At 57.9% G+C, this 12,643-nt stretch carries 10 protein-coding genes; all 10 read right to left on the bottom strand.

Annotated features, from left to right (window positions below):
• Positions 1-155: 155 nt before the first annotated feature.
• The 10 genes from ACFOTD_RS16375 to ACFOTD_RS16330 all read right to left on the bottom strand — a co-directional run bounded on the left by ACFOTD_RS16375 (position 156) and on the right by ACFOTD_RS16330 (position 12,326).
• Positions 156-3,353 carry a polysaccharide lyase family 8 super-sandwich domain-containing protein gene (locus ACFOTD_RS16375; RefSeq protein ID WP_378120567.1) on the bottom strand — a complete coding sequence of 1,066 codons (3,198 nt, stop codon included), beginning with the start codon at positions 3,351-3,353 and terminating at the stop codon, positions 156-158.
• Positions 3,354-3,872: 519 nt separating this feature from the next.
• A complete protein-coding gene (locus ACFOTD_RS16370; RefSeq protein ID WP_378120566.1) occupies positions 3,873-5,579 on the bottom strand; it encodes a cache domain-containing sensor histidine kinase in 1,707 nt (568 codons plus the stop codon).
• A complete protein-coding gene (locus ACFOTD_RS16365) occupies positions 5,576-7,126 on the bottom strand; it encodes a response regulator transcription factor (protein ID WP_378120810.1) in 1,551 nt (516 codons plus the stop codon). Before ACFOTD_RS16365 ends, ACFOTD_RS16370 begins: the two co-directional genes overlap by 4 nt.
• Positions 7,127-7,263: 137 nt before the next feature.
• Positions 7,264-8,109 carry an SDR family NAD(P)-dependent oxidoreductase gene (locus ACFOTD_RS16360; protein WP_378120564.1) on the bottom strand — a complete coding sequence of 282 codons (846 nt, stop codon included), beginning with the start codon at positions 8,107-8,109 and terminating at the stop codon, positions 7,264-7,266.
• A 169-nt stretch (positions 8,110-8,278) separates the two neighbouring features.
• The gene (locus tag ACFOTD_RS16355) at positions 8,279-8,860 is read right to left on the bottom strand and encodes a TetR/AcrR family transcriptional regulator (protein WP_378120562.1); all 582 of its coding nucleotides are present in this window, start codon (positions 8,858-8,860) and stop codon (positions 8,279-8,281) included.
• Between the two features lie 121 nt (positions 8,861-8,981).
• On the bottom strand, positions 8,982-9,584 hold the full coding sequence (locus tag ACFOTD_RS16350; RefSeq protein ID WP_378120560.1) for an ankyrin repeat domain-containing protein: 603 nt from the start codon (positions 9,582-9,584) through the stop codon (positions 8,982-8,984).
• A gap of 31 nt (positions 9,585-9,615) precedes the next feature.
• Positions 9,616-10,008: a winged helix-turn-helix transcriptional regulator gene (locus tag ACFOTD_RS16345; protein WP_378120559.1), complete on the bottom strand. Its 393-nt coding sequence runs from the start codon at positions 10,006-10,008 to the stop codon at positions 9,616-9,618.
• Positions 10,009-10,141: 133 nt separating this feature from the next.
• Complete coding sequence (gene hxlB / locus ACFOTD_RS16340; RefSeq protein ID WP_378120557.1) at positions 10,142-10,699, bottom strand: 6-phospho-3-hexuloisomerase; 558 nt, start codon at positions 10,697-10,699, stop codon at positions 10,142-10,144.
• A gap of 3 nt (positions 10,700-10,702) precedes the next feature.
• On the bottom strand, positions 10,703-11,335 hold the full coding sequence (hxlA, locus tag ACFOTD_RS16335) for a 3-hexulose-6-phosphate synthase (protein ID WP_378120555.1): 633 nt from the start codon (positions 11,333-11,335) through the stop codon (positions 10,703-10,705).
• Between the two features lie 778 nt (positions 11,336-12,113).
• Positions 12,114-12,326 carry a hypothetical protein gene (locus ACFOTD_RS16330; RefSeq protein WP_378120553.1) on the bottom strand — a complete coding sequence of 71 codons (213 nt, stop codon included), beginning with the start codon at positions 12,324-12,326 and terminating at the stop codon, positions 12,114-12,116.
• Between the last annotated feature and the right edge of the window lie 317 nt (positions 12,327-12,643).

Below are 12,643 nucleotides of genomic sequence, written 5' to 3'. Positions count from 1 at the left end.
CCTTCGTTCAATCTCTGACTCCATGTTACCTGCCGGCGCATTTCGTTTGAACAGGGGGTTCTAAGTGTTTCCCCTTGTTCTTTTAGTGAAAAGGACGTTCGCGGCAGCCGCGAACGTCCTGCGCCGATCGATCGTGGGCTAAGCGCCCAACGCGATCATTCCGGCACCAGATCCAGGCGATCGAAGACCAGGACGTAACCTGTCCCCGACGTGCCCGTCACCTGGAACTTGAAGGTTCGGCTGCCGGCCGAAGAGAAGTTGATCGTGCCGAGATTGTACGTCTGGAACGTTTGGCCGGATGCGTATTCGTTCACCGGCGTACCTTGCGCAGCCCCGTCTACGTAGAGTTGGAAAATGCCGCGGTCCGTATAGTTTTTCGTTTTGACGTAGATCCGGTACGTGCCCGGCGCGGCTACGTTCACGGCGTACGAGACGTAATCGTTCGCCGCGTTCGCGTTCAGCTTCGACATCTTGCCTCCGCTCGCCCCGCCGTCGTTGACGGCGACGACGGTATCGCCGGCGGAGCTGGACGAGGTTAGCAGCTCCGCCTCCTGCCGCGACACGGCAGGCACGGGCCCCGTGCGCTCCAGAATGATGGCATCGAGCGGCAGCACATAGTCCGTGCTGGCGCCGTTCTTGCCCGTGACGGTGAAGCGGAACGTCTTCGGTCCGCCGGAGGCGAACGACATCGTGCCGACAGGGATCGTCTGGAACGACGCCGTGCCGGACTTGTAGAAGTCTACGGGAGCGCCCACCGCGATCCCTTGCACCGTAAGCTGAGCCGTCGCCCGATCGGTCGACAGCTTGCCGCGTACGGATACGTTATAGGTGCCGGCCTGGGGCACGTTCAACGCATGCTCCGCATAGTCTCCGACCGCGTTCGAAGCATACTTTCTCCACTTTCCTCCGCTGGCCGCCGCATCGCCGTTGACGATCTGCGACACGTCGCCGGACGAATCGAAGGACAGGCTCTCCGACTCGTACGTCGTCAGCTGCGTCCCGCCGCAAGTGCCGCTCTTCTTGAACGAGACGACGAACGATTGGCCCTCGCTGCCATTCACGTTAACCGTAAACTGGATGCCGGGCGAGGTCTGCTGGACGACGATGCCCGGATCGCTCTCGATCGTGCAGGCCGCAGGCGCGCTCAGTCCAATCTGAATCGTCCCCGTATTCAGCTGCGACGGGTCCGCCACCGCTATCGCGATCTCGCTCGCCGTCTCCTTCACGACAACCGAGGCGACCTTGTCGCTGGTGATTCCGCTTACGGTCTTCGATTGGTCCTTCCAGAACTGCACGGCTTTGACGCCGAGCCCCGCCTCCTGTACGCCCTGCGCGTCTTGCGAATTTTCCAGCACGGCGATATCCGGACTTGTCGCGTAGGCGCTTACCTGCGATGCCGTGCGGTTCGGCAGGAGTACGTAGGCATAGTCGCCGGCAGTCGGATTCGTGCCGTGATCGAACCACAGGTTCAGATAGTTCCGCGTAATGGGAGTAGCGTCGTTAAATCCGACGTACGTATTCAACGCGTTCCAGGCGCCCGTATTCGCCTTTCTGCTTGCCTTCAGCGTCGCCGGAGTCGGGAAGTAATAACCGATGCCCGAGCCGGACACATTCCCGTCGAGATGCGCCCAGTTGACGCCGGTCATCGTCTCGCTCCAGCCGAGCGCATTCGACTTCGCCGTGCCGTTCACCGTGAACGCGTTGTCGCCGGCCGCGTCCAGCTTCCGGTTCTCGACGGTCGTCTCCACGACTTTGCCGTCCGACGCGGAGATGCCCGCCCCGAGCGCGACGACCTCGTCGTCGAACATGAACCACGACTTCTTCGCGTCGAGCGTCTGCGCATAAGGCGTCAGGCGCATCGCCGCCACGCCGTATCCGCCGAGCGAAGCGCCGCCGGCCACGTCGCCGCCCTGGCCGCTCGCCGTCTGGGTCTGCGTCCCGGCTTGCGCCGTCGTGCCCGGCAGCCGGTAAGGATCCACGGTCGGCCAGAAGTCCTCGCTGAACTGCCCCAGGTCTCCGTTGTAGAGATAGGTCATGCCTTCGCCGGTGTGCCAGGCTTTCCGATTTTCCCCGTTAAGCAGCTCGTAGGGCAGAATGCGCTTGGAGCTCATGCTGACGGCGAAGCCGAAGCCGGGCTGTTGGTGGACGATGCGGTCCATCCCCGCGAACACATGGTTCAGCGACAGCTCGCCGCGAGCGGAGACAGCGGCGTCGTTCATGATCTGACGCGCGAGCAGGATCATATTAATGCTGGCATCGTCGTAAAAGCTGCGGTACGTGTCCGCTCCGATCTCGTACTTGACGAGCGAGCGAATCGCGAGCCGGTCGGCGAGCGGCGCGAACTGCGAGATGCGGATCAGCGTCTGGATGACGTCATGGCCGACGACATGATCCGGGAACTTGTTGCGCGAGATCTCGCGTCCGCGCGACATGTCCATCATCGCTCCCTTGTAGAGGAGCGGTTCGACGCCGTCGTAGACCCACTTGAACAGATTGTCCTTGCGCGAGTCGGTCACCGCCCAGGACGAGCCGCTGAGCACGTACATCAGGTTGGCGATATCCTTCAGCATGTCCTTGCCGTATCCGCCGGTATAGGCGAACTTCGTATGCTGGACGAAGGAGCCGTCGCGGTAAAACCCGTCGCCGGAGGTGACATATTCGAAGACATCCCCCAATCCGTCCCTGCCGGCCGCGATTCTGCCGCCGTCCTCCAGAATCATGCCCCGCATCGCCATCAGATAAGAGAGCCATACCCGATTGGCGCCCGAATAAGCGTATAGGGAAGCGCTTGCAAAATGCTCGATCGCGTTCATGTAGTTCGTACGCTGCGCGGACGTAAAATCGTCGTACATCAAGATGACGATATTGGTCAGCTCGATCGGGGCTCCGATATCCCAGTCCCACCAATTGCCCGCTTCGGCGATCGTCTCGTTGTACCGCTGCGCATACATCCATTCCATCGCGGAGACGATGGCGTCCCGGTAGCCCGGATCTCCCTCCATGGACGTGCCTTTGGTGGCATAGCCGAGCGCCATTTCCTTCAGCTTCCGGTAAGACAGCTTGGCGATCTCGCCGCTCGTGGCTCCGTTGAAGGCCCATAGTCTCGTGCGGGTCGGGGATACGTCCATCGCGGTCATATCCGCGGCGGCCTCCGATTGGATCGAAGCGATCTTAGGCGCGATCTCGGAGTCGGACGGATTATAGCTTGTCCCCCCGGTCAGCATCTCCTTCCATTTGGCCCTTAACGTGTCGTATTCGCCCGCTGCATGAGCTTGTTGCCCCGGGACCTGCCATAGACTCGCGATAACCGATATCGCGAGCAGCAAGCCCAGCCACGTTCTTCTTTTCTTCATCATCCTTAACCTCCATTCGATTGGCAATCTATGAATCAGGATTGCAATCTCATCGTAGCCGTTGACATTCCGGAGATGAACAGGGCAATATTCAGGTTTGGCATTGGAATCTTATCGACTTCGGAGGCGGAAAATAAAAACGTCAGGGACGGATCGAGCGCGCCCTGACGTTCCTATCAGTTTTGGCGAAAAACCGAAACGCCTGCAAATGTGCAGCTATTTCCGCCGATATCCGTCCTTTTGAGCAGAAAGGATGCAAAAACGCAGGTATTTTCCTCCGTCTGCCCGATTTCCGGCTTGTCCTTGGCATTTGCCTGCACATTTGCAGGTATTTCTTAACGGGCCGTCGGCAGGTTAGAAATACATGTATTATTGCAGGTTTGGGAGGCCGCAAGCCACCGAGTATCGCCGGCATGCCCTGTGCGCTTCTCTGCCACGAATCGCTGATCCTCTAAAGAACCTCCGGTTTGCATTCTCTTACTCGCTTGCTCGCTTGCTTGTGCGCCTGGCCGCGACGCGCTACGAAGACTCCAGAACGGGCACGCGGATCGCGATCCGGAAGCCCTCCGTCCTGCCCTCTTCGATCTCGATTCCGTACGGCTCGCCGAAGTGAAGCCGTATCCGTCTGTGGACATTGGACAATCCGATGCCGTGGCCGATGCCGTCCGAGTCGCGCGCCTTTCCCATGCCGCCGGCGTCCCCGTCGATATCCAGGCGCCGGCTGAGGCCCGGTCCGTTGTCCTCGACGGCGAAGATCAAGCCTGCGCCGACGCGCCTGGCGGTGAGCCGGATCTTGCCCTTGCCTTCGGGCAAGCGGTTAATCCCGTGCTTCACCGCATTTTCCACAAGCGGCTGCAGGATCAGCTTGATGAGCTTCAGTCCCAGCACGTCCGGGTCCGCCTGCACGAAAAACTGGAACGCCCGCTTGCTCCTCAGCAGCTCGATTTCCATATAGCTCCTCGCATGCTCGATCTCCCGCCCGACGGTCGTCCACTCTTCGCCGTTGTTCAGGCTGAAGCGGAGCAGATTCGCGAGCTTCGTCACCATCGCGGCGATATCGGGCACGTTCGCCCGCTCCGCGCTCCATTTAATCGAATCCAGCGTGTTGTAGAAAAAGTGAGGATTGATCTGATGGATCAGCGACTGCATCTCGAGCTGCCGCTTGTCCGACTCCATCCGCTTGGTCGTATCCAGCAGGTCCGACATATCCTGCGTCATCCGGTTGTACCCGTTCACCAGCTGGCCGATCTCGTCGTCGCGCGGACGGATGGCCCGGAACGGCTCCAGCAGCCCTTTGCGTACCTGCTTCATATGTTTGACCAGCTGCATGATCGGCAGCGTAAAGTTGCGAATGACGATTGTCACGAACAAGACGATCACGAGAAAGCTGGCGACGACGGTTGCGATGGTGAAGCTCTTGATGCGGCCGATGTTGCCGGTTAAATCCCGTTCGGGCAGCATCGCGATCAGCTTCCCCCCGTCCTGCAGGGCGATTTCCGCGCTCGACCAGCCCTCGATCGGCCGATAAGGCGCTAGGTACGTCTCTTCGTAAGGCTGCGAAATCATACGGCCGGTCTCGTCGACCATGACGAAGCGGTAGTTTTTGAAGGAGGACGGCGGGATCAGCTCGGTTCGCACGAGATATTCGGGAACGCGGATCGCCATAATGCCGATCGGCTCGAAGTCGTCGAGCGACCGGATGGCCCGGACGTAGAGATGAACGGGCTGCCGCAGCCGCTCGTCCCAAAGATGAACCCATTTTCCCCGGCCGTTTCGCTTCAACGCTTCTTCAAAGTAGGGAGATTCGGGGTCGATGCGGGAGAGTCCGAGCAGATTCCGGTAATTCGGGTAAGCTTTAAGGCTGTTCGGCCTGATATACAGCTCATAAGGACCCTTCAGCCGGGCGATCAGCGCGTTCATCCGGTTAATGAAGGTCAATTCTTCCGTATAGACCGATGGCTCCGGCTGCCGCAGAAAAGACTGCAGCTCGACGGAGCCGATAATGCTTTCCGATTGCCGCTCCACGTCCAGGAGAAAATCGTTGACCGCCTTGGCGTTGACCCGCAGGTTGTCCTCGAGGAATTGCGTCGTCACCACCCCGATCTGCCTTTTGGATTGCTCGTACGACAAGTAGCCGAGCGCGCCCAGCGGAATAAGCACGGAGAGGCACATAAGCAGGATCATTTTTCGGAATAGGTCGCCTGCGGCGATTCGCGTCCACTTCATTTCCCGTATCGGAACTCCTTCGGCGTCAGGCCTACGCGCTTTTTGAAGACGTTGCCGAAATGCTGCAAATCGCGATAGCCGACGGCTTCGGCGATCTCGTATATTTTCATCGAGCTCTCGGTCAGCAAGCGTCTGGCATGCCCCAGCCGCGTCTCCGTCAGAAAATCCATATACGTCTGCCCTGTCTCGCGCTTGAAGGACTGGCTCAGCCACACCGGATGCATGGACAAACGGTCGGCGATCGTCTGCAGCGTCAGATCTTCCGCGTAATGATCCTCGATGATTCGGATCGCCCTCGCAATCACCGCATTTTGCGTCGTCTTGCGGCAGAGGCTCAATACGTATTGCACGAGAACGCTCGAATATTGGTCCAGCGTCCGGCACTCGTCGAGCTCCTCCCACACCCGCATGGGCACTTCTTCAAGCTGCCGGCCTTCGGCGTTCTTGAGCGCCAGATGAATCCGGGAGAGAAAACCGAGCAAAATCCGGACGACTTCTTCATGGTTGTAAGAATGCGCGCCCTGCAAGACCGCTTGCCGGAAATACGTCGATACCGCGTCCTTCAACGTCTCTTTATCACCTCTGACGATCAAGGCGGCGATCGCTTCGGGAATGGAATCGGCCGTTATGGCGGCAGAGGCCGCCGGAGACTCGTAATGCATCGGAGCATCGTCCGACAGCGAGTAGATTTGAAACGCGCGCTGCGCCTGCGCGTAAGCTTCATGCAGCTGCTCGAAACGCTGCATCTTGGCGCTTATGCCGACGGCAAGCGTAATCCGCTGATATCTGCCGACGGATGCCACCGCGTTCTTGGCCGTTTGTTCGGGTTGATCGGAGGTCGTGATGAGCATCCACCTGTTTTTGGGATCTTTCAGCAGCACGGAGGACGAGCCGGCCTCGGCCAGCTCGCTCACGATATTCCCGATTGCGAACGTTTGCAGCGCATAATCCCGATGAAGCGGCTTGCCGTCCGGATAGCCTTTGACATCCATCAGCATGACCGTGTACGGCGCTTCCGCGAGCCACGCGATCTGCCAGAATCGGAGACGCTGATAGAGGTGCTCCTCCAAGCTCGTCGGACGGGTGCAGAAATCGATGAGATACTCGTCTCGCATCGCGTCGTTGCCTCTTTCCGCGAGCGACTGCTGCTTCGAGTTTTCAATCGCCAGCTTCTTTTCCAGCAGCACCAGGTCGATGGCTTTCTCGATCCGCTCCCTCAAGTCCTCGGTACGAAAGGGCTTCAGCAAATAATCGAACGCGCCCAGGCGAATGCTCTGCCGCGCATACTCGAAGTCGTTGAATCCGCTGACCACGATGACCTTAGGCTTATAGCCGCCTTCATCCACGACGGTCTCGATCAATTCCAAGCCCGTCATCCTCGGCAGCATGATGTCCGTGACGATGAGCTCCGGCCGGAACGCTTGGATAAGCGAGAGGGCGCTCTCCGCATTGTCCGCCGTATGCAAAGTGAGGTCTGGCCGGTTCAAGCCGGCCGCGATCCGGGTCATGCCCGCGAGTGCGTCGGGCTCATCCTCGATGAGCATCATATGCACGGAACCCACGTCCTCTTCGCCAGATTCGATGCCGCATTTTCCCCTATGCTGCTTTCATCTTAATCGAGGCGCAGGGAAATAGAAACAGGGAAAACGCAAGGTTTTCCCCTGTTCCTTTAGTCGGGAAGCGGCTATCGACGCGTACGAAGCAAACCAAGCAGCTCCCGCTGCACGGCGGGATCCTTCACCGGCGGCGGCGTACGGGCGATTCTCCCTTTCTCGATATAAATCCCGCCCCGCGCGCCGAACCCGGGATTCGTCGCCGCGTCGACGATCCGCCTTGCGCCCCCGTCGGGCGACTGGAACAGAAAGCTGAGCATCCGGAACAACCGCGGCACGCCCGGGTTCTTCGACATCGCCGTCCGGTTCATGCCGGGATCGGCGACGCGCAGCGCAATGCCGTCTTTTGCGTAATCGTCAGCCATCGCGAAGAAGGCGGCGGCAACGGCGAGCTTGGACTGCGCGTATGGCTTGAATTTCTTGAACTTGCGAGGCGACGGCAGCTCCGCGAGCTCCAGCTTCCTCGCCATCTTCATGGCGCTGGAGCCGACCGCGACGACGACGGACCGGCCGGCAGCCCGAAGCCGCGGACGAAGCAGCTCGGTAAGCAGATACGGCGCGAACGTATTCACTTCGTAATGAAGATCCTGATTCTGGGGGGAGAGCCGCACGCCGTCGAGCAAAATCCCCGCATTGTGGACGAGCAGGTCGATCTTGGCGCCGGCTTCCGACGTTTGACGCGCGGCTTCGCGGATCTGTCCGTGATCGGATAAATCCGCCGTCACCGTACGGATGGAGATCGCCGGCGCCAATATCCCGAGCGCCCGGCTCTGCGTCTCCATGCGCGCGCGGTCCCTGCCGATAAGGATCAGGTCGAAGCCCTCCTGCGCCAGTTGTTTGCAGACTTCCGAGCCGATGCCCGAATAGGACGCCGTGATGACGGCCACTTTTTTAACATGCGCTTCTTGCGTTCTCATGGAACGATGCTCCCCTCTCCGAATAAGATCAGCTTGGACTTCTTGCCGATTTAAAAGCTTGAAATCCGTCTCGCGGACGGCCCGGTCACCTCCTTTTTTAATTTGGAACGATCGTTCAATAATGGGCGAGAGAAAAACCTATCCTTGCCTGGACAGGTTCCTCCGCTATCTATTGGAAGGGCTGGAGCGCCGTCTCGACGACATCCTTCAAAAAGTCCCGCGGCACTTGCGTCTTCGCCAGCGTGGCCAGTCCGGTAAACGAGACAGTCAGCGTGCGGCCATAAGCGCGCGCATCGAGGTCGGCCGCAAGCTCCCCGGATGCCATTCCCCGCTCAAGAAAAGCCGTGAACGCCTGCTCCAAACGCAAAAAATGCGCCTTTACCAGTTCAGCCGCCCTGTCGTCGTGCAGGCTAAGCTCGCTGGCCGTGTTCGCCATCAGGCACCCCCAGTTGCTGCGATCCTCATGGACGAGATCGACGACATTATCGAACAAGCGCCGCAGCGTCGGATAGACCGGCAGTGGCTGCGACAGCGTGTTGACGATCCGGGAGGCGTAAACCTCGGAATAACGGTTCAGGCATCCCTCGTACAAGGCTTGCTTGTCGCCGAACGTGTCGTACAGGCTGCCCCGGTTAATTCCCATCGCAGCGATCAGATCGCCCACGGAAGTGCGCTCGTATCCATTGCGCCAAAACAGCTTCATCGCCTTGTCCAGCGCCTGAGACGGCTCAAAAGCTTTCGAGCGAGCCATGCTTGCTCCCCCCTCTGAAGGGAGTATAACCTAATTGGAACGATTGTTCAAATATAATGCGGTAGACGTCTAAGGACCGTGCCACAAAACTTTTCCATCGTTTACCCGGATCAGCTCAGCCTTATCGCTCCGGCAACGCCCCCGCCTCGGTTAAAATGTCGGCGATTTCCCGAAATCCTCTTTGCCGCGCATGCATCAACGGCGTGAGTCCGTCTCTATCCGCGATATTTAAGTCGGCGCCATGGCTAATCAGCAGCCGCACGATTTGTTGGTGCTTCTCTCCGCCATTGCCTAGAATGACCGCTTCCAATAAGGCCGTCCAATGCAGGTTATTGACGTGATTCACATCGGTGTCCGAACGGCTAAGCAGCTCTTCGACAACCTCGACATGTCCGCGTTCCGAAGCGGGAATCACCGCGATTCCCCCGAACCGGTTCGTAAGTCTGGTATCGGCACCCGCGTCGATCGCGAGCTTGACGATATCGAGGTACCCTTCCGCTCCGGCATACAAGAGAACGTTATTTAAGCGGTGATCGCGAATGTTGATGTCCGCACCGTTTTCAATAAGCGCCTTTACGACTTCCGTCCGATTGTTATAGGTGGCTGCCACGACGGCCGTTCTTCCGCCGCGATCCGTTGCGTTAATGTCCGCTCCGTCTTCGAGCAGCATCAGCACGCGTTCCACGTCGCCTTTTTCTGCCGAGATGATTAATTGCTCGTTCACCATACTCACCTTCTTTTCTGCAAACCGATGATCATGCGTCGGCTGCCGCGGTCTCCGGAGCCGTCTTGCCGTCTTTCCAGATGACTTGTTCGCCGTAATTTTTGCCCCAATTGTACATCATCTTCAAGACGGGGATGAGACTCTCGCCATATTCCGTCAACGTGTATTCCACCCGGGGCGGGACGACTGGATATACTTTACGGAAGACCAGCTGGTCTTCCTCCAACTCGCGCAGCTGATTGGTCAGCATTTTTTGCGTAATGTGGGGAATCAGCTTTTTCAGCTCGCTGAACCGCTTCGTTCCTTCCAAACCGAGATGCCACAAGATAATGAGTTTCCATTTGCCGCCGATCACCGCGAGCGTCAATTCCTTCTCGCAATTGATCGTCGCCAAGTCGATCCGATCCTTGATTTCCGTCGCCATCGTCATCCCTCCTCTAGGCAGTATACAACGGGAGATTACAGGATGTAAAAGCGTATACCTTCCATTTGGAAACTAAAGAACAGTCCCCGCCGCGAAGGCAAGGACTGTCCGTTATTTGAGCGGCTGGCGTCCGCTATTCCAGGTTGGCATGCCTGCCATACATTCGGCCGGTATCCTGTCCCTGCTTCTCCATCATCCTGAGAATGACGGCGTCGTAAAAAATCAGCAGGGTCTGCTCGAACAGCGAAGCCATCGGCTGAATGGTCTTATAGCTGCCGCTCGCTTGATCCTTGGGCGAGCCCGGCAGCTTGACCACCGCGTCCGCCAGACTTCCGATCGTCGACTCGGGCGCGATCGTGACGGCTACGACGGATGCACCGAGACTTTTCGCTTTTTGGGCCATCGGAATCAAGCTTTTCGTTTCCCCCGAGCCGGTCCCGACGATCAGGACATCGCCTTCGCCGATGCCGGGCGTGATCGTCTCGCCGACCACATACGCATTGGTTCCGGTGTGCATCAGACGCATGGCGAATGCCCGTCCCATCAGACCCGATCTTCCTGCGCCGGCGACGAACACATTTTTCGATTGCAAAATGAGATCCGCCAGCGTCTCGGCTTCTGCATCGGCGATCTGTTCGGCGGACCGCTGGAGCTCCTTGACGATCTCGGCGACGTATTGGATCGCTTTCATGGTTTAGGCCAGGCTGACCAGTTTTTTCATTTCGGCCGCAGTCGCCTTCTTGTCCGACTGGCTGGTGATGCCGCCGCCGACAATGACCAGGTCCGGCTGGGCTTTGATGACTTCCGGCAGGGTGTCGAGCTTGATGCCGCCGGCGATGGCCGTTTTGGCCTGCTTGACGACGCGTTTGATCGCCGCAAGCTCCTCGAAGGAGTTTTTGCCTTCAGCCTGATGGTCGTAACCGGAGTGCACGCAAATATAGTCAACGCCAAGCGCGTCGATCTCTTGCGCTCTGCCTTCGATGTCCTTCACGTTGATCATGTCGACCATGATTTTTTTGTTTTGCTTGCGGGCTTCCTCGACGGCGCCGCGAATCGTCGAATTGTCCGATACGCCCAGCACGGTGATAATATCCGCGCCCGCTTCGGAGGCCTTCATGACCTCGTAGCCGCCGGCATCCATGATTTTCAGGTCGGCCAGCACGCGCAGCGACGGGAATGCCTCCTTGATTTCCTTTACCGCCCGCAGCCCCTCGTTAATGACGACAGGCGTGCCGATCTCCACGATATCTATATGATCCGCCACTTCCGCAACGACTTGCTTCGCTCCGTCAATATCTACAAGATCCAGTGCCAATTGAAGTTCCATGGGATGATCTCTCCTTCGGGATGATTGTGCTTGCTTAGCTCTAGCCCATTGTAGAGTCACCGTTTCATTTTCGTAAGTAGGCACTTTCGCGTGAGGTAGTTACCTGGAGGAAACTATGGCGCGTAAAAAATACGTAGATGTAGCTCTATCTGGAGTCTCTTCATCCATTCTGCCTGCCCACCGCGTCAATGTAGCTCTATCTTCGTAATGTCCGCTTGGTACCGCGATCGCCTGACCGCTGCCATCAACGTACCAGACGACTATGCACTAGGCTTGCGCAAGCTCGGCCGCCGACGGCGTATAAGACGGGGTCAGTTCCAAGAAATATAAGGTGAATGTATATGGGGTGAAGGGCGGTGGGGTGTTGAGGGCCGGCGGAATAACAAATCTAGCCACGGTTGGCGACTACGGAGGCGCGTCTCGGGCGGTTGGGGCGGTTATGGGGGTTGGGGCGGTTGGGGCGGTTATGGGGGTTGGGGCGGTTGGGGCGGTTGGGGCGGTTGGGGCGGTTGGGGCGGTTATGCGGTTACGGCGGTTAGGGCGGTTATGTTGATGGGCTGGCGGACACAGGAGACCTTATTTTGTGAAAAGCGCTCCATACGCGACGGTTGCGGACAGGAGGTACGTTATTTAGCCCAATAAAAGCCAAAACGGCCTGCATTGGGCTAAATAACGGATCCTGGGTCCACGAGCGCATGGAATGCGAGAACAACGTAAAATTAGCGGATCGTATGTCCGAATGAATGGGCACGGAACGAGGTTTTTAGTATCGGCTAATTTACAAGAATGCCCCAAAGTAATATTCTGCCGCTTCCTCAGAATAGCCGTCTTCCCCCTGCCATTCCGACACCGCGTCCCAATCGCTCATTCCTCTATGCTTGCGAGGGGTATCGCGCGAAACCAGCAAGCCGGCATATCCCCAGATCTCCAACAACACGTCGCGCTCATTTTTATTGGAAGGGATCGTTTCCTTCCATCGTTTCTCCAGCATCCGGGCACCCTCATGATCCGCTGCAAAGGCATCCGGCGGTTACTTCCAGCCGCTTGAAGTCCAGAATGTATCGGCAAAACTGCAAAAATACATCTATTTCGCCTGAAATGAACCCTTCAAAGCGGATACCTGCAAATATACATCTATTTCGTTATTTCATGCGATTTCCGCCCCTTTCTTTGAAATTTAGCTGCATATTTCAGGCTGTTGAGAAAGCAGTTTTACGCAGCCAACTGTAGCCTGATCCGACGAATATGTAAATAAATGGTCGACAGTGCGCACCAAAAGCCCGAACCTTTGCAGGAAGAAGTCTTCGC

The organism is Cohnella sp. GCM10012308, assembly GCF_042649185.1.
In the GTDB taxonomy this organism is placed as follows: domain Bacteria; phylum Bacillota; class Bacilli; order Paenibacillales; family Paenibacillaceae; genus Cohnella.
This window is presented reverse-complemented; position numbering and strand designations above follow the sequence as displayed.

Bases quoted from the DNA above. Each gene is read 5' to 3' on its own strand.
- ACFOTD_RS16375 (WP_378120567.1), bottom strand. From the start codon at position 3,353: ATGAAGAAAAGAAGAACGTGGCTGGGCTTGCTGCTCGCGATATCGGTT.
- ACFOTD_RS16370 (WP_378120566.1), bottom strand. From the start codon at position 5,579: ATGAAGTGGACGCGAATCGCCGCAGGCGACCTATTCCGAAAAATGATC.
- ACFOTD_RS16365 (WP_378120810.1), bottom strand. From the start codon at position 7,126: ATGATGCTCATCGAGGATGAGCCCGACGCACTCGCGGGCATGACCCGG.
- ACFOTD_RS16360 (WP_378120564.1), bottom strand. From the start codon at position 8,109: ATGAGAACGCAAGAAGCGCATGTTAAAAAAGTGGCCGTCATCACGGCG.
- ACFOTD_RS16355 (WP_378120562.1), bottom strand. From the start codon at position 8,860: ATGGCTCGCTCGAAAGCTTTTGAGCCGTCTCAGGCGCTGGACAAGGCG.
- ACFOTD_RS16345 (WP_378120559.1), bottom strand. From the start codon at position 10,008: ATGGCGACGGAAATCAAGGATCGGATCGACTTGGCGACGATCAATTGC.
- hxlB (WP_378120557.1), bottom strand. From the start codon at position 10,699: ATGAAAGCGATCCAATACGTCGCCGAGATCGTCAAGGAGCTCCAGCGG.
- hxlA (WP_378120555.1), bottom strand. From the start codon at position 11,335: ATGGAACTTCAATTGGCACTGGATCTTGTAGATATTGACGGAGCGAAG.
- ACFOTD_RS16330 (WP_378120553.1), bottom strand. From the start codon at position 12,326: ATGCTGGAGAAACGATGGAAGGAAACGATCCCTTCCAATAAAAATGAG.